Here is an 18,033-nt window from a genome sequence, read left to right as displayed (position 1 = left end):
TCTCTAAAAAGCAGGGCTAAGGTTACAACATAAATGCTAAATCGAATACCCAATCGGATCGTCAATTTAGAAACCTCAGCGACCGGATCTTTACGTTAGTCATCAAACATCAAGTTAATGGCTGCACCCAACAAGATCAGCCCAACAATTGGCCCCATGACTGCTAATGGCGCGCGCTCAATGTATGGAAGGTTCTCTGCGATCATCAAACCCCATTCAGGTGTTGGTGGCTTTGCCCCTAATCCGATGAAGCTCAGCGAGGTCAGACTTAGAGTGATAACCGGTAGCCTCAACATCGCGTGTCTTAACAACGGTGGCAACACATACGGAAGCAAGTAGAAACGGAAGATTCTAAGCTTACTGGTGCCCCATAGTGGCGCGAGGTGTGTATAAGGTTGAGCCTTGGCTTCTACGATCAAGCTTGAGCAGTGTGCAGCTAGCGGCGCCCACGACACCAATACAATCGCGATTAATGCGCTGTTCGGATTCATCCCCGTTAAGCCTGCAACAAGCAAGCCTGCAATGATGTATGGGATACCCTTAGTGATCTCGATAAGGCCTTGGCTAAAGCGGGTGTTGAAACCCATGATGATGCCCGTCACCAAGCTCAAGAACGTTGCCAATATGCCGGCTTGGAAGGTCGCAATCATACCAGAACCAATTCTCGCCAGTAGGTCTCGACCAATGCCATCTGCGCCCAAAGGTGCTTGCCAACTCGGTGATGCCAAGCGTGCGAATTGGCTAGTGTATGGGTCTCGGAATGCAGCCCATACAACGATAGCAATTAGGAAAGAGAAGATCGCAAAAGCAGTGACACGCTTTGCGCGGTTCTGGGTAAAACGAAACGAAGAGTGGCTACTGATGAGCTTGCCGCTTTTCAGGCTGTGGCCAAGAATCAATTGCTGAACAAACAAGCTCATGCTGCTCACGGCAATTGAAAATAGCAGCAACACCAATAAGCCGCCTTGCAGCGTTGGTAAGTCTTGCGCCTTGGCTGCACCAAGAATCATGCGCCCGATACCAGGGATCGAGAAGATAAGCTCAACCGCGACTGCGCCACCAGTTAAGCCAATCACGATCATCGCGATTTGCGGGATCAGACTGCTCAGCGCTCTTTTCAGCGCAAAGCGAATAATTTGATTGGAATGAACGTTGGCACTGAGCCAAGTGATCACCCAAGGTTCATTGAGAACGCGTTGTAAACTGTCTCTGAGTAGGCGACTAAACAAGCCACTTGCAGGCAGTGCGAGCGCTAAACTCGGTAGCCAGACATCTTGCCAACCTTGCCAACCATACGGTGGTAGCCAACCTAACCAGATAGAGAACACCAATATTAATACCGAGGCCACTACGTACTCTGGCAACGATATTAATACCGTACTTAAACTGCTGTAGCTCTGCCCCAGCTTGCCCTTCTTCCAACTGCGTAAGGTGGCAAGCAGGCCTGCACCACACAGTACGAAAGTCATCACCAATGCGCTAGACATCAAAAACAGAGACGTAGATGCTGTTTTTTGAATGCTTAATGCAACCGAGGAACCATCAATCCATGATTCACCTAGATCACCTGAAAAAGCACTTCCTACCCAGTCGAGCAGGCGCTCAATAGCTGAACGGTCAAGCTGAAGATCAGCGCGTACCGCCGCTAAAGCTTCAGGCGTAAGCAGGTGTTGTTGCCCCGCCCTAGCCCGCAGAATAGATTGGCTTGGATCGATGCCTGCAATGTCAGGCATCAAACCAACAAGAGTCACCACCACAATCAGTGAGGCGATTCTTGATAGCCAAGGCGTCAAGATAAATAGAGTTCGACGCAGAGTCTCAGCAGATAACATTTATTTAGTTAGCCTGTGTTGCCGGGTTAACTTGTGTCGTTTGATCAACCAAGCGACGTTCACTTGGGTCACGAACGACATTGCTTACACGCTCACTTTCACCTTGAATCACACGTTCGTGAAGCAGCGGGATAGCCGCGAAATCGTTAAGGATTTTTTGTTCAGCTTCGATGATCGCTTGGTGACGCAGCGCACCTAGCGGTTGTAGGTCAGCGTGATTCAGTGCTTTATCTACCTCTTGAGAACAGAACTGGCCAAGGTTGAATGAACCCTTACAACCAAAGTCGCTCATCATGTAAGCCACTGGGTCACCCGAATCTAGAACCGTTGCACGAGAAAGGATAAACGCGTCAAACTTACCAGATAGCGCATCGTTCTCGATCTGAGCATATTCACGAATATCCAGCTCAACCTTGAAACCAGCCGCTTCAAGTTGTTGCTTCAGTAGCGCTGCCACTTCTGGAAGCTCTGCACGGTCGGTAAAGGTACCAATAACAATGCTTTCGCCGTTCGCTTTTAGCGTTTTGTCAACTGCCTGACCTTCAGGTCGAATTGGTTCAGCCCAAGCAAGTGCAGGACCTAATAGGCCTTGCGCGATATCCGCGTGGTTTTCATAAACAGTATTCACGATCTGCTCACGGTCTACTGCAGCTGCCGCTACCTTACGCAGTTCAATATCGCTAAATACGCCTGACTTGTTGTTCAGGTAAAGCGTATTAGTACGAGGCATTACCACTTCGTAAAGTAGGTTCGGATCAATGGTCGCGATTTGTGAAACGGGTACTGCTTCAACGATGTCTGCTGTACCTGTTCTTAGAGCTGCAGCGCGAGCAAAACCGTTAGGGACGTATTCTGCAATCACAGATTCAACTTGCGCTTTTTCACCCCAGTAGCCATCGAAACGTTTTAGCTTCGCGCTGGTTGTACCGTTAATTTCAGTCAACTCAAACGGGCCCGTACCAGCACCCATTGGGCTAACACGGCCATCTTCTTGGTAAGCACTTGCTGCAAGAATCGCTAATTGAGGGCTTGATAAACGGCTTGGTAAAAGAGGGTCATCAAAGCTGGTCTTGATCTCTACGCGGTAGTTGTCCATCGCTTTCACTTCGAGATCGACACCATCTAGAATGCGTGGCTTAGGTGCAGCCTCAAGCGCTTTCTGCAAAGAGTTCACTACGGATTCTGCTGTTAATGTAGAGCCATCGTGGAATTTAACGCCTTGGCGAATCGTGAACTGCCAAGTCAGAGGATCAAGATGTTTCCAATCAGTCGCTAGCATTGGTTCTGCTTCTGAGGTTGGGCTCAAGTTCACTAACGTTTCAGCCGTGCTCCAACGTGATAGTTTGAACGCGTCATCAGAAAGTGGCGATAGGCCCGTTCTTGGTGGTTGCATCATCGCAACTCGAATTTCAGATTTTACTGCGGCATCGCTAGACCCTGGTTGAGAGTCAAAACAGCCCGTCAAAGGCAGAGCCAACGCAAGCGTGCAAGCCAGTTTGATTGAATTAAAACGCATAATTATTTTTTCTCTGTCGCTGTATTTTTTTAATAAATAAGGTTGTGTTTAACAAGTAGATTTCGAAAGAGGCTGAGACTCGATCAGCATCTGAGTCGCAGGATGAGCAGGTGTGCTCATCACTTGAGGTGTCGGTCCATGCTCCACCATCTCGCCATGGTCAAGAACCAGAATTTCTTCACAAAGCGCCTTTGCCGCACCGAGATCATGCGTCACCAAAACGATTCGCATGTCGCGCTTATTTTTCAGTGAGTTAAGTAAATCCAGCAACCTTTGACGGTTCACAGGATCAAGGCTGGCAGTCGGCTCATCGGCCACCAACACTGCGGGTCTAACGACAAGAGCCCGAGCGATAGCCACACGTTGAGCTTGGCCTGTAGAAAGTTGATTCGGTTTCAGTGATAACAAAGTGGCAGGTAAGCCCACGTCCAATAGCGTCTCTTCAATAATGCTTTCATGATTACCAGAAACGTCTAAGTTGCTTAGCGGTTCGGCTAAGATCTGTCGAACGGTATAGTAAGGGTTGAGACTGGTATGAGGCTCTTGTGGTACCAACTGGATCAAGCGACACACCCTTGCCTGCGTTTTGCTATTGCGAATCGGCAGCGAATGGCCAAATAGGCTGATTCGGCCAACAGTCGGTGATTTTAGGCCAAATAACAGCTCAATCAGTGTCGATTTTCCGGCACCAGAACGGCCAACAATGGCTAAGCTTTTGTCTTCAACATTGAGGTCGATGTTCTGTAGCGCTTTGAACGCCTTACCACCCAGCCAACTTGGCACTGAGTAATAATGAACTCCGACATTCTCGAACTTAATCTCGATCGGTGTTTGTGTTTCTGAATCTATCACTGGCATTAACGGCGAGACTTCTGAATTTAGTGGTAAGGTCGGGCTCATTCGATTAAGTCCCTCAATGAACAACAGAAAGCGTGAGAGCTTGATTCAAGCGCGTGTTTTGGTGCGCCGTAAGCCACCACTCCACCATCATCGATGACCAACAACTTGTCACACGCCAATGCGCTGTGCAGGTCATGAGTAATCAACAAGCCACCGATTTGTCGCTGTTTAACATTGTCTCGAATCAGCTTAAGTATCTCTTGCTCTGTCACCGGATCTAATGCGCTGGTTGGTTCATCGGCGATGATGAGATCGGCGTTACTCAGCAAGCCAATCGCAATACAAATCCGTTGACGTTGCCCTCCCGAAATTTGGCTCGGATATAACGGCAAGATGGTTTCAGGGTTAGGAAAACCAAGTTGATTCAGCAACTCGGTAATTTGAATTTTTTCTTTTGATTTAAGCTTAGTGCGAGTTCCCGTCAAGGCAAGGCAGAGTTGACCTTCTATTGAAACCAGAGGGTTCAAAGCTTGAAGCGCATCTTGGAAGATAACCGCAGGTCGTTGTGCTGCGGTTCTTTGCAACATAGGCAAACCACATACCGCTTCACCAGACAGAGAAATATGACCTTCAACCTCGACCGTTTCTGGCAGAAAACCCGCAATCGCACGTGAAAGCATCGACTTACCAATGCCTGACGGTCCCATGATCGCCAACAGCTCACCTCCATAAACATCGAAGTGGATATCTTGGAAAAGGGTTCTCGAAGAGGTTTTGATCGTTAGGTGGTCAACAGACAAAAGTGGGGTGTTCACGCAGATACTCACATATAGATGTTATAACATAACAACTCTATCATTTAGCCGACATGATGAAAAGAGAACATTGAACTGCATCGCACTTTATTTGCTGTTTGATTGACCAATTTTCATTAGGGCGTGTTGACCCTTCGAGGTGATTTTTACCGATACAAAAAAGCACTCACTAAATTTATCGTGTAAAAATAGTAAAGCGCTTTCATAAAATATTACAGGTGGTGATTAGGTTACTTAGTTAATGGCACCATGAGCGGTATCTTCGACTGGGTAACACTTCTGCTTAACTTGTGCGATGAACGGATACAGGAACGCAATACGCCCAAGATAGAACAGAGTAAACGCCAACCACAAACCATGATTACCCCAAATATCGACGGTGAATGCCTGTACCGCTAAGAATACCAACAAAGTCACGATGCTTGAGTCTCTAACCGGACGCGTGGTTCCCGTTCCGGTAAAGATGCCGTAAACCGTTAAGCCAAAGCCAGCCACTAGCGGGAACACAATCAGCCACGGGGCCATCTCTTGGTACAGCGTGACCAGCGCTGGAATATCGGTAAACAAGAAAACAATCATGTCTTTGAATATCAGGGTTAAAAGCGTCAGCGCAGCAATGAAACCTGCCGTCCATTGGAAGTTAAGCCTTAAAACACGATCAAGCATTGAAGGGTTCTTCTGTCCTACCGCCTTACCTGCAAACACACTCGATGCGTTGGCAATACCATCAAACATATAGCTGACAATGAAGGTCACCTGCATCAAGATCGCGTTAGCCGCTAGAACATCGGTACCCAGTTTAGAGCCAGTACGCGCCATCATGTTGAAGAACACCAAGATACAAATGGTGCGAAGCAATAGATCGGTATTCGAAGAGATGATTGTCGATAGGTCTTTCTTGGTCATCTTCGAGCCTTGCAAGAACTCAGAGATCGAAATATTGCTGGTCTTCATCACCAAGGTCACACCAATCGCAAAGGTGGTAACTTGTGCAATCAAACTTGCGTAAGCCACACCTGCGACACCCAAATCGAAATAAAGTACAAACACCGCATCCAAGACAATGTTCAACACATTACCAAACACTTGTGTATAAAGAACGTCTTTGGCTTTCGCCTGTCCCATTAACCAACCAATAATGGTGTAGTTAAGCAACACGAAAGGCGCGCCATAAATCAAAATACTGAAGTAGATATGCGCGTGCTCGGCTACATTGGCTTCAGGCTCTATCACCCACATTGCGCCTTGCCAGATGAGTGGTTGTATCAAGATAAAGATCAAACCCACTAAACCAGACAGCACAAACGGACGCATCAAGCTACCCGCCAAATCAGTGCGGTTTCCCTTACCCAGTGCCATCGCACTTTGGCCCGTGGTACTGACACGGAAAAAACCAAACAACCAATACATGGTGTTCATAATGATGGTGCCGATCGCTACGCCACCAATCAATTCAGCAATACCAAGTTGGCCAATAACAGCGGTATCCACAGCACCTAACAGAGGTTGTGTCACCGTTGAGATGATGAAAGGGAAAGCGATTTTCAGATAATCTTTGTGGGTAATGGTCATATTCTATCGGGTGATATTAAGAACTATTTGCAATTAGAACGAAATGCTATCGTTTAATCCGTACGTTGTCATCATTTACTTAGAGTAGATTATCAACAAAGCATCTTTATCTTAGGCCAACTGCATAAAATCGTTAGCTGCTATTGGTTGTGCTAATTTGTCTCAACAAAAGATCAAAGTCTGGTTCAACAAAACAGCACAACCATCGATTAGTAAAAGCTCACGGGAAGGTAGAAATCGAGTTCGAACACTTCATCGGTGTTGAGAAAATGATTCTGATGATAATGCACATACGCGGGAGTCGAGCGCTGTTTGAAACCAGATGTGGGTAGCCACTTTTCTAACACCATACTGATCTGTGGTAGCAGCTCACCATAGCGACCATTCAGTCGAAACACGGCATGCAAACCACCGGGAATCACCATCTGGTTCACGACACTGCGATACTTAATCGGCTCATCAATCGCGATACACGCGACATAACGACACTGATCCATTTCAACCCAAGCAGGGTTTGAGTGATGCAAACCAAATTGGCTCGAAAAATCACGCTGTTCGGAATTCGCCCACGCTTTCAATATCAACCACGCATTGCGAATAGAGCGGTTATAACCCGTATGTCGAACATAGGCCGCCATGCGTTCAGGCACTTCAACGATCTTGGGTTCGGGCAATACTCGCTGCGCCACATTCAAATAGCCCGCCGCCACTTCGGGATCTTTCAAATAGGGTTTTTCTGCTACTTGTAAATCGTGTTTACGCCACTCGCCCGGAGACATATTAAAGGTCGCTTTAAATGCTCGACTAAACGAAGACACCGAGCTAAAGCCACATTTATGGGCGATCTCGACCACTGACGAACTGGTATCAAACATCAATTGGTTGGCTGCATACTCCATTCGAGTTCGTCGGATGTATTGATGCAACGATTCCCCGACCACACTTTTGAAGGTGCGATGAAAGTGCTGTTCTGAATAGGCCGCTATCTCAGATAACTCTTTGGCAGACAAAGGCTGACTGATGTCTTGGTGAATATGGAACAGGACATCATTGATTCGCGATATGTGTTGACGTGACATCGTTTAAATAGCATAAATGGACATGTTTAAGAGCATAAACGGACACGCTAGTTTTTACAATTGCCGTGTAATATCAAGCGATAGAATAAAAACGATAAACGACGAGACACAACACATGGAAATCGCACAGTCATTACAACAGATTCAATCTTCATACATTCGGGAGATCCTCGCAGCCGCAAGTGATCCAAATGTCATCTCATTGGCCGGTGGTTTACCGGACGAGAAAACATTCCCTATCGATTTAATGAAGCCAACGCTAGAAAACCTAGCGAACATGCCTGAAGTTTTCCAATACGGTTCTACTGCCGGTTACGGCCCGTTGCTTGATCACCTAACACAAAGCTACCAATTGCCAGAGTCACACACGGCCATGATCTGTACAGGTTCTCAGCAAGGTTTGGATTTGATTGCGCGTGCGTATGTTGACCCGGGTGATGTGGTTGTGATGGAAGCGCCAAGCTACCTAGGTGCGATGCAGGTGTTTGGCCTAGTTCAAGCAAACATCGCTACCGTGTCTCAAACTGAATTTGGCCCGAACCTAGATGAACTGGAAACGTGCTTTGCCGAGCAAGCGCCAAAAATGTTCTATGCCGTGCCTGATTTCCACAACCCAACCGGCGTGTGCTGGGCAACAGAAACTCGTCAAAAAGTGGCTGAGCTGTGTATCAAATACAACGTAGCCTTCATTGAAGATGCTCCATACCGTGAGCTACGTTTCACTGGTACGGAACTGCCATTGGTTTCTTCGTTCTGCCCTGATAACTCTATCGTTCTTCGTTCATTCTCTAAGATTGCATCGCCAGGCCTACGTATTGGCGCGGTAACAGGCAAACGCAGCTACCTTGAGCCACTGATCAAAGTGAAACAAGGCGCTGACTTGCACTCAAGTGTACCCATGCAAGCGCTGCTTGTCGGTCTTCTAAAACATGAAGACTTCAACGTACATATGGAAAACATTCGCACACTGTACAAGTCTCGTTATGAAGTGTTGTTCTCAGAGCTAAAAAAACAACTGCCTGCAGATTGCGTGTTAAAAGCCGTAGATGGCGGGATGTTCATTTGGGTAGAAATCCCAGAGTGCGATACCTTCGAATTAGCTAAGACTTTGCTATCGAATGGTGTGGCGGTTGTACCAAGCCCAGTATTTTATCCAAAGGCCGATGAAGCAAAAGCCGCACTGCGCTTAAACTTCACTAACGCCAACCCAGAAGAATTAACAGAAGCGGTGAAACGCTTAGCGGAAGTACTTAACCAAGCGTAATCGCTGATTAAGTCAGACAGATTCAATACCAAGGCCCTGATGTATTTTTACAGCAGGGCCTTTTTGGTTTGGGAATACGTGTTGTAATTCGAACCAGATAAAACGGTTTCATTGCATTTCTTAGTCCAAAAGCCACACTAATAACAATGCTAAATAGCCCTACTTTTGGTTGGTTTTTGTCCTTCCTTGGCTTGGTTATACTGCGGCGGATTTTAATAAGCCAATATGGGCAAACCTGAGTAAATCAAACTCAGTATGTATCATAAAAGGCAACCGCTCTGGATTTACGTTCCAGCTCGCAGAAAGGAAAAACCATGTCTCAATATGTTGTATGTGCTCTGTATAAATTCGTAGCACTTGATGATTACCAAGAAATTCGCCAGCCACTCACTGACGTGTTAGAAGCCAACCAAATCCGCGGTACTTTGCTACTTGCGAGTGAAGGTATCAACGGCACCGTTGCAGGTAAGCGCGAATCTATCGACGCTCTTCTTCAATGGTTCAAACAAGATTCTCGTTTGGCTGATGTTGTTTACAAAGAGTCGTTCAACGAAGAACAACCATTCAACCGCACCAAGGTTAAGCTTAAGAAAGAGATCGTAACCATGGGCATTGAGGGCATCGACCCACGCCATGTTGTTGGCACTTACGTGAAACCAAACGAGTGGAACGCATTGATCTCTGATCCTGATGTGATTCTGGTTGATACTCGTAACGACTACGAAGTGGACATCGGCACCTTCAAAAATGCCGTAAACCCAAACACAGAAACCTTCCGTGAGTTCCCTCAGTACGTTGAAGACAACCTTGATCCTAAGAAACACAAGAAAGTCGCGATGTTCTGTACTGGCGGTATTCGTTGCGAAAAATCAACAGCCTACATGAAAGAGCAAGGCTTTGATGAGGTTTACCACCTTGAAGGCGGCATTCTTAAGTACCTAGAGGAAGTACCAGAAGAAGAGAGCATGTGGGAAGGCGACTGCTACGTATTTGATGGTCGTGTTGCAGTAAACCACCAGCTAGAAAAGAGCGGTTACGATGTGTGTAACGCGTGTCGCCTGCCAATCACTGACGAAGACAAAGCCTCTAAACACTTCGAGAAAGGCGTAAGCTGCCCTAAGTGTATTGATAAGCACAGCGACGAGCAGAAAGCCCGTTTCCGTGAACGTGAAAAGCAAGTTCAACTGTCGAATGCTCGTGGCGAAACCCACGTAGGCGGCGAAGCTGCTCACCTTATCGAGCAACGCAAAAAAGAGAAGCTTGCACACAAAGAGCAGCAACGCTCTGGTAAGAAAGCAAAGTAAACTTTCTGCTTTAAACTCTTATAGTTCTAAACATATAACTATAAATAGTTAGCTATATACATACAAAAGGGCGCAAGTTCGAGGATAATCCTACGAGTTTACGCCCTTTTTTGATCGCTTTACGGCTTTGTGTTTTGAACCACATTTCTTTCGAAAAATTACTTCTATACTGTTAATAATTCGACTAGAGAGGAAGTGCCAATGCTCAATGAAAACCATGCCTTTATCTTAGATTTCCCAGATCTTAAATTAGACATTGTTCAGCTCAACCACGACGACGAAAAATTCAAAGCAGACATGCAGAAATACCACCAACTCGACTACGACATCCGTCAGCTAGAAATCTCTGGCAGCCCTATCGATGACGACAGCATGCACAACCTCAAAGTAGAACGCATGGAGCTCAAAGACTCGCTACACAAACAGCTCACGCGCCATCACGCGCTTAAGATCGTATAGAAAAATCAATCCAAGACTTTATTCTTAGCCATGCATCACGCATGGCTTTTTGGTTTCATCACTTCGCAAATCTAAGCTAATTCGGCTTCTTCAATTATGTTACTGTTTGCTTATTCAAAGGCGTTTGATAAGGAAGCGGTAAAAGTGGCAATGAAAGAAGAGAACATACAACTCCAACTCGCTTCAAATTCTGAATTCGATGAACTGTTTGCGTGTGTTAAACAAGGTATCTTCATACACGTAGATAGCGTTTTCGGCTGGGATGACGACTTTCAACGTCAACGACTTTTAAACGAATACCATCCATCTTGGTTTCATTGGGTATATCGCGAAAATAAAAGAGTGGGGCTCGCCTGCTTTAAACCTTATGACAACGCATACCATATTCATTTGCTGATCATTTCCCCCCAGTACCAAGGTCGTTCGCTTGGCAAGCAAGTCATGACTCTCATACATAAAAAAGCTATGGCAGAGCAACTTAGTCAAGTCACTCTATCGAGTTTTAAAAGTAATGCTCGTGCTATTAACTTTTATCAATCGCTTGGCTATCACGTTGTTGATGAAGGAGATGATGATTTTGTGGGGATGGAGCTCAATCTATACCACAAACACCATCTCTAATTAAACGCCCTAGCCACTCGCCCATTACTGCTCAGTACATAATGACCAATATAAGCTGGGATAAATACCGATTGCCCTTTGGTGAGTGTTAGGTGTTCACCTTTCTGACTCATTAACGTTAAATCATCATCTATCGCCATTAAAATTTCAGCACCGCTTGTGATGACTTCTTCTTGCTTTGGGCGATGAAAAATATTGAAATCAAAGTCACTAACTGGGATATCATAGCGATCACATTGACCTAACTTTGAAGGTGCTAACAACAAGCGTTCGAACGGAATTGGCGTGAATTTTGTGCAGGCGACTAACTCAGCGACATCAATGTGTTTTGGCGTTAAACCGGCTCGGAGCACGTTGTCTGAATTTGCCATAATCTCAAGCCCGGTTCCCTTAATGTAAGCATGCGGAGTGTTCGCATTCAAATACATAGCTTCACCTGGCTTCAGTGTGATCAAGTTAAGCAGCAGAACACAAAATAGTCCGATATCGTTCGTGTACTGGTGGCTAAGCTCAGTAACCAAAGCAAACTCAGCTTGGTCTTGATGAGATGCTGCGTAAGTCAGAAGTTGCTCTAATGCACGGTGTTTACGTTGGTCATCTAGAGTTAACAGATCACGGAAAAATACTTCTAAGCCTAGAGAATCAAGATTGTTACCAAACTCTTCAACCAAACCAGCCAGTTCGCTCGAATCCAACTTTTTGAACAGACCTAATATTTCCTCGAACTCTCGAAAGCCATTCATCGCTTGGTATTCAGTGATCGCGTAAACCAATTCAGGTTTGTGGTTAGAGTCTTTGTAATTACGGTGCCCTACGTTTAGGGGGATTCTTGCTTGCTCTTCTCTAGCAAAGCTAATTTCAGCTTGGTGCTTGTTTGGGTGAACCTGAACAGACAACGCTTTTTCTGCAGCCAAGATCTTAAACAAGAACGGTAGCTCACCGAACTCCTGCGCAATATCGCTTGATAGATAAGCGGGTTTATTCTTGTTAATCAATTCAGATAGAGGCACCAAATGTTGGTCCAGCTTAACCATTGAGCAACCCTTCGGATGCGCTCCCATCCAAACTTCCGCTTGCGGCTCTTGTGACTCATTCTCAAAGCCAAACAGTTCACGTATCGAAGAAATGCTCCCCCATGCATAATTTTGGATGGTGTTTTCCATTGGGAAAAATGAGTGTTCTGAGAAGTGGCTGAGTGACATGGCGTTTTCCGTAGTGAGCCCTTTGAACACAATTCAGAGAGCTGATTTCTAATAACGTAAATAATTAGAAAGACTACAGAGAGCAGCTAGAACCCACATGAGATGAGGTCTTAGACGCAATAGGAAAAATTCTTAGAAACAGGTGAGATCGATGAAAAGCGTGAAAAGAGTCACATTTGAATGCTACGTATAAAAAACGCTGAAGATAGGATAGCTGCACAATAACCAGAGGACTATTAGCAGCTATCTTATTGACGAAGAAGCCCCTTAAAAGCCAGAGCGAACCTCTGCACTTTTCTGAGGTGATTGAGCTTGTAGGAAAGGCAGTAGCAGTAACCCGATGACCGCAGCACAAGTCGAGATGGTAATGAAGAACCCACTCCAGCCATAAGTTTCTAGAACGAGCGCTAATGGGTAACCAGAGAGAGCTGCACCCATGTAAGCAAACAAGCCCACAAAGCCGGTTGCCGCCCCGGCAGAGTCTTTATGCGAGCACTCGGCCGCCGCCATGCCAATAAGCATTTGAGGACCAAAAACAAAAAAGCCGACACAAAACAGCCCAGCCGCTTGAAACACAAAATTGGTTAAAGGCATCAACCACAATGCAGAAACTGAAAGAAATATGCCGATGGCAAACAAAATATTCATTGGACCGCGGTTGCCACCAAACAGCCTATCCGAGCCCCACCCAGCAACAAGTGAACCAACGAAACCGCCAATCTCAAACAGAGACAAGGCAGCGTTGGCGTTTATCAAACTGTAATTGTGTTCTTCGGTTAAGTATAAGTTACCCCAGTCGTTAACCGCCGTTCTTACGATGTAAACCAGCACATAGCTAAAGGCGAGCAACCAAATGTACTTATTGCTGAACACATAGGTTTTCAATATTTCTCGATAGCTTAACCCTTGTCCATGGTTCTCTTGCGCCAACTCTAGATGGTCACTGCGCCACTTCCCTACCGTCGGGAGTCCCATGGTGGTGGGCTTGTCACGTAAGCGCCAGCAAACGATAAGACCGATAAATACACCAATCACACCTGGCCAGATAAACCCAACTCGCCAACTGAATTGCAGCGTTAGATAACCCACGAGAATAGGAATGAGCGCCCCACCAACGTTGTGTGCTGTATTCCATATAGCCCAGCGAAAGCCTCTTTCGGAGCGAGAATACCAAGTCGTCAATAACTTAGAACACGATGGCCAGCCCCAACCTTGGAACCATGCATTAAGCACCCAAAGCGAGATAAAAGCCGCTAACGAACTCGAAAAGCCAAACGCGATGTTTATCAGACCAGTCGCGATTAGGCCAAGCCCCATGAAGTAACGAGGGTTCGACCGATCCGATATCGTACCTGAGATAAATTTCGATAAGCCATAAGAAAGATAAAAGAGCGTGCCAATTAAGCCGATATCGCCTTTGTCCAAACCTAGATCGGTGATCATTGCAGGCGCGGCGTAATTAAAGGTTTTACGAGTGAAGTAAAAACCCGCATAGCCGACATACATTCCTATCATGATGTGAAGGCGCCAATAGCGATAACTCTGATTGACCTCATCATCAGTTAGAGCATCACTCTCTGACGTTGTTGAGCGCAGAAATCCAAACATATTCGTTCTCACACTTTAGGTAATGTAACGCTGATATTGGTACCCGAAGATGAGCCATTAGCGTTGATTGTCATCTTGCCGCCGAGCGCCTGAACACGCTCTTGCATACCACGAACACCCATTCCTTTGAGAAGATCTTGCGCTGTAAAACCAATGCCATTATCTGTGATCTGAAGGTAAGCCTGGTCACCTAAAATCAGTTCAATTCTGATCTCGCTCGCGTTGGCGTATTTAGAGGCATTATTTAGAGACTCTTGGCACAGCCTGAAGATAGTGACCTTAAGCGTGTCACTCAAACACGAGTAATCTCCTTGCCAATTTAACTGGATATCAACGCCGTGATCCGAGAACTCCATCTCTCGAATAAGCTGTTCCACGGAATCTTTTAAGTCCAGATCGTCCAACATCTTAGGTCTTAGTTTTGTAAGTAGACGTTTGGTGGTGTCATAAACATTCAAAGATAATGATTCAATGATACCCGCACAGCGAACGCTCATCTCAGCCGCGTCGACGCGTTTAATAATGCTTGCCTGAGTACGAATTGCCGTGATGTTTTGGCCGATTTCATCATGCAACTCACGCGCAATATCACGACGAACTGACTCTTCAGCGGTAACTAACTGACGTGAAAGGTTTTGATTTCTGGAAAGCTCACTGCGTAATTTCGAGTTGAGATCTTTCTGCTTTTGAACCGCTAAACCAAGCAATATACCAGTGATGGTTTGAGCAGATAGAGACAAGAGCAAATCGGTAATTTCGAGTTTGGACGTTCCACTATGAGCAGCAATCAGCGCGACACTATTTAGCATTGTTGCAAGCAGAGCGCCTTGCCATCCGTAACGAACGGCCAGCAAGATAATAGGGATCGCCATACAGAATGGGGCAAAGCGCCTTAGCTCATCAGGCAAACTGGTTTGTATCAAAATACTGGCGACCAACAAGACGCTATATAAAGCGATGTGACGGATTTTGAACTCTACAACATTATGGATTAAGTAAGAGCCCAGTGGTGACCACTTGTTTTGGAATAGATAGTTCCAGACTAGATAACACATCGGCACCAGCATCAATCCGCCAGTGATACTCACCAACCACACCATGTAAACAGCCGGAACATGAGAACCCACCACGGCAACGTTAATGAATGCTGTGACCATGATTAAGCTCGCCATCACTAACAAGTGACGATTCTGGTCACCAGAATAATAACGCTTGGCAATTAGCGTAGCAGGAATACTCAATCCACTGGCGATGAGTATCGTCAGCCATTGAGGTTCATCAAGTAGCAGAGCTAAAGCGATCGCAAGCCCCCACTCGGCAATATAGATAGCAGGCCAATAGTGGGTACGAGTGTGCAGCGTCATTCCCAATCGAAGTGAAAACGGGAAAAGCAGAATGGCTAACTCAGGGTCATTAATAAAATAGAAGGCAATAACCCACAAACAGAACCATGCACAACCAGCCATAAAAACCCCACACAGGGAGGTGGCTAGGTAAGAACGCATTAATACTGGTCTTGTGTAAACAATTTAGCTAACTCGACATTATTCTTAACATTGAGTTTGTCCATCGCATTGGCACGGTGTACATGCACCGTTTTATGGCTAACCCCTAGCTCTACGGCAATAGATTTTACATCGAGCCCTGTCGCCAATAACTGACACACTTCGCTTTCTCTGCGGGTGAGCTGATTTAAAGAGGCTTTATTCTTCATGGGCGTCGCAAGCTTTATGGCGATATCGGGCGTGAGATAACAGCCACCATTTGCGCTCGTGTGTACGGCTTGGATTAACTCATCAGGGTTACAGCGCTTGCTGAGATAACCTTTGGCTCCTAACTCTAATGACTTCTCAACCATCGCCGGAGAGTCATGTACGCTCAGCATGATACTGGCAATGCCTGATGGAATCTCTTCCAATAAGCTCAGGCCACTTTCGTCTTGCATTGAGATATCTAAGATCACGACATCAGGGTGACAACTTGGCAATCCTAGGCGCGCTTCTGCCGCAGAGTTGAATTCCCCCACGACCGTAATATCAGCTTCAAGACTGAGTAATTGAGCAAAGCCAGATCGAACAATGACGTGGTCATCAACAAGCGCAACATTAATCATGATATTAACCAAAATTAAGAGTAAGAAAGAAAAATAGCCCCAACAGGAGCTATCTAAAATTAAGTTTATTAATAGAGATGATACTGAATCGAACTAACGATTGGTATGATCTCACGTGCTTTAAACCAATAAAGCACGTGAGACTCGCTACGCGTTTTGAGACGCTAAGTGTATTTTCTTAGCGTGGCGAATCTTCTTCTCTTCCGCAACCGCAACGAATAGCAGTAACACGATACAAATGGCAGCTGACGTATCAAGCGCTGCGAACGTGCCTTTCCAACCCGTTAAGCCAAAAATAGGTGTGCCGTCTGCAATCATACCTAGGCCAAGTTTGGCAAAGCTGTCACCAATTAAGTAAGCAAATGTACCTTTCACGCCATCCGCAACGCTGATTGCTTTCTTAGGCACGAAACCTACTGCAGCAACACCAATCAGCAACTGAGGACCAAATACTAGGAAACCAAGCACAAACAGTGATGCTAGGTACATGAACTCACTGGTTGCATGCTGGTAGAACTCTAGCGAAACGATAATCAGGCCAAGCGATACACAAGCAACCAAAGCACGGCGTCCGTTCGCAAGGTCTGACAGATAACCCCACATTAACGTACCGACCAGTGCACCAACCTCAAACAGAGTGAAGCCTGAAATCGCGGTTTCTTTTGATAGACCTAGCTCTTGATACGCATAAACGGTAGACCATTGATCGATACCGATACGAACAATGTATAAGAAGATATTCGCGAAGCAGAGCAACCAGATCACTTTGTTTTTCAGGATGTATTCAACAAAGATCTCTTTCTTAGTCATTTGATTTTCTTCAGCAGCCGTATCTTCTTCGCTGACTTCTTCATCAAACAACTCTTCAACCGTACCTAGACCATAGGCTTCTGGAGAGTCATTACCAAAGCGCATACCAATAAAGCCAACCACAATCGCAATGATTGATGGGAACACGAACATACCGATCACGTTGCCATCAAAAAGGTAGTTAGCACCGAACAGAGCAACACCAGCGGCACCTGCGCCACCCACGTTGTGCGACATATTCCAAAGGCCTAAATAAGAACCACGCTTGTTACGAGGCGTCCATTTAGTGATGGTCGAGTAGCTTGAAGGACCGCCGGTACTTTGGAAGAAACCACTCAACGCATAGAAGGCAACCATCAAGAATAAGCTAGCGCTGCCGCCGCCCATACTGAAGCTGAAGCCCAACATGGCAATACCAGAAAGGACAAGCATGAATGGCAGGAACTGCTTGGTGTTTTTACCATCGGCATAATAGGAAACGACGGTTTTACCGATACCGTAAGTGATAGAGAAACCCAGACCGATAAGACCTAGATCCGTCATCGATAATCCATAAGTAGAAATCATGTCGTTTTGCGCGACATTGAAGTTCTTACGGATCAAATACATGGTTAGATAACCAATGAACACGACGAGGTAAGATTGTAGGAATGGTTTAAACCACATTTTTCTTCTAGTTTCGACCGGAAGATCCAGCGTCGGTTTTCGAACCTGATCTAGGAACTTTAACATTGTGAACTCTCTTATTTTTTGTGAGGTCTGCACGGCATAATTGCGGCCATACATTGTTTGTTAGTTGACCGTGAAATAATAAGGAGTCTAAAAATCGACCGCATGAGAGAGGGTCTTAGAATAACTAGGAAAAATTCTTAGTTCAGAATTGGGAGTCAAGAAAGCGTGAACAGCATCACTTTGTTTACGGTCTGTTATGGATTGATATTACGATAACAAAAGTCACTCATTTCAGGGCTGACGAACCTTGTAAATAAACAGAAACG

15 protein-coding genes are annotated in these 18,033 nt (G+C 45.7%); 4 read left to right on the top strand and 11 right to left on the bottom strand.

Going from position 1 to position 18,033, the window contains the following annotated elements:
• Positions 1-95: 95 nt before the first annotated feature.
• The 6 genes from AB4329_RS10145 to AB4329_RS10120 form a co-directional block, all read right to left on the bottom strand.
• On the bottom strand, positions 96-1,832 hold the full coding sequence (locus tag AB4329_RS10145; protein WP_372138218.1) for an ABC transporter permease subunit: 1,737 nt from the start codon (positions 1,830-1,832) through the stop codon (positions 96-98).
• A gap of 4 nt (positions 1,833-1,836) precedes the next feature.
• The gene (locus tag AB4329_RS10140) at positions 1,837-3,348 is read right to left on the bottom strand and encodes an ABC transporter substrate-binding protein (RefSeq protein WP_372138217.1); all 1,512 of its coding nucleotides are present in this window, start codon (positions 3,346-3,348) and stop codon (positions 1,837-1,839) included.
• Between the two features lie 48 nt (positions 3,349-3,396).
• Positions 3,397-4,248 (bottom strand): ABC transporter ATP-binding protein, encoded by an 852-nt coding sequence (locus AB4329_RS10135; protein WP_372138216.1) that lies wholly within the window; start codon positions 4,246-4,248, stop codon positions 3,397-3,399.
• Positions 4,245-5,003, bottom strand: coding sequence for an ATP-binding cassette domain-containing protein (locus AB4329_RS10130; protein WP_372138214.1), 759 nt, complete (start codon positions 5,001-5,003; stop codon positions 4,245-4,247). Before AB4329_RS10130 ends, AB4329_RS10135 begins: the two co-directional genes overlap by 4 nt.
• Before the next feature lie 234 nt (positions 5,004-5,237).
• Positions 5,238-6,575 (bottom strand): MATE family efflux transporter, encoded by a 1,338-nt coding sequence (locus AB4329_RS10125; protein ID WP_372082920.1) that lies wholly within the window; start codon positions 6,573-6,575, stop codon positions 5,238-5,240.
• Positions 6,576-6,784: 209 nt separating this feature from the next.
• Positions 6,785-7,654, bottom strand: a complete 870-nt coding sequence (locus AB4329_RS10120) for a GyrI-like domain-containing protein (RefSeq protein WP_017061552.1) — start codon at positions 7,652-7,654, stop codon at positions 6,785-6,787.
• Between the two features lie 115 nt (positions 7,655-7,769).
• Between AB4329_RS10120 and AB4329_RS10115 the strand changes: the two genes are divergently transcribed.
• From AB4329_RS10115 to AB4329_RS10100, 4 genes are all read left to right on the top strand, one after another.
• A complete protein-coding gene (locus AB4329_RS10115) occupies positions 7,770-8,918 on the top strand; it encodes a PLP-dependent aminotransferase family protein (RefSeq protein ID WP_372138212.1) in 1,149 nt (382 codons plus the stop codon).
• A gap of 314 nt (positions 8,919-9,232) precedes the next feature.
• On the top strand, positions 9,233-10,222 hold the full coding sequence (locus AB4329_RS10110) for a rhodanese-related sulfurtransferase (protein WP_017067892.1): 990 nt from the start codon (positions 9,233-9,235) through the stop codon (positions 10,220-10,222).
• A gap of 201 nt (positions 10,223-10,423) precedes the next feature.
• Entirely contained in the window at positions 10,424-10,681 is a 258-nt protein-coding gene (locus tag AB4329_RS10105) for a YdcH family protein (protein ID WP_009846137.1), read from the top strand.
• A gap of 96 nt (positions 10,682-10,777) precedes the next feature.
• Positions 10,778-11,302: an N-acetyltransferase gene (locus AB4329_RS10100; RefSeq protein ID WP_102321382.1), complete on the top strand. Its 525-nt coding sequence runs from the start codon at positions 10,778-10,780 to the stop codon at positions 11,300-11,302.
• On the opposite strand, the gene manA is transcribed toward AB4329_RS10100, so the two are convergent.
• The 5 genes from manA to uhpT all read right to left on the bottom strand — a co-directional run bounded on the left by manA (position 11,299) and on the right by uhpT (position 17,767).
• On the bottom strand, positions 11,299-12,504 hold the full coding sequence (gene manA / locus AB4329_RS10095; RefSeq protein WP_372138210.1) for a mannose-6-phosphate isomerase, class I: 1,206 nt from the start codon (positions 12,502-12,504) through the stop codon (positions 11,299-11,301). The genes AB4329_RS10100 and manA overlap by 4 nt on opposite strands.
• 267 nt (positions 12,505-12,771) lie before the next feature.
• Complete coding sequence (locus tag AB4329_RS10090; RefSeq protein ID WP_372138209.1) at positions 12,772-14,112, bottom strand: MFS transporter; 1,341 nt, start codon at positions 14,110-14,112, stop codon at positions 12,772-12,774.
• Between the two features lie 8 nt (positions 14,113-14,120).
• Positions 14,121-15,617, bottom strand: a complete 1,497-nt coding sequence (gene uhpB / locus AB4329_RS10085; RefSeq protein WP_372138208.1) for a signal transduction histidine-protein kinase/phosphatase UhpB — start codon at positions 15,615-15,617, stop codon at positions 14,121-14,123.
• On the bottom strand, positions 15,617-16,225 hold the full coding sequence (gene uhpA / locus AB4329_RS10080) for a transcriptional regulator UhpA (RefSeq protein ID WP_372054536.1): 609 nt from the start codon (positions 16,223-16,225) through the stop codon (positions 15,617-15,619). Before uhpA ends, uhpB begins: the two co-directional genes overlap by 1 nt.
• A 147-nt stretch (positions 16,226-16,372) precedes the next feature.
• On the bottom strand, positions 16,373-17,767 hold the full coding sequence (uhpT, locus tag AB4329_RS10075) for a hexose-6-phosphate:phosphate antiporter (protein ID WP_017061544.1): 1,395 nt from the start codon (positions 17,765-17,767) through the stop codon (positions 16,373-16,375).
• Between the last annotated feature and the right edge of the window lie 266 nt (positions 17,768-18,033).

The organism is Vibrio sp. 10N.261.54.A5 (assembly GCF_041471145.1).
GTDB classification, from domain to species: domain Bacteria; phylum Pseudomonadota; class Gammaproteobacteria; order Enterobacterales; family Vibrionaceae; genus Vibrio; species Vibrio crassostreae_C.
This window is presented reverse-complemented; position numbering and strand designations above follow the sequence as displayed.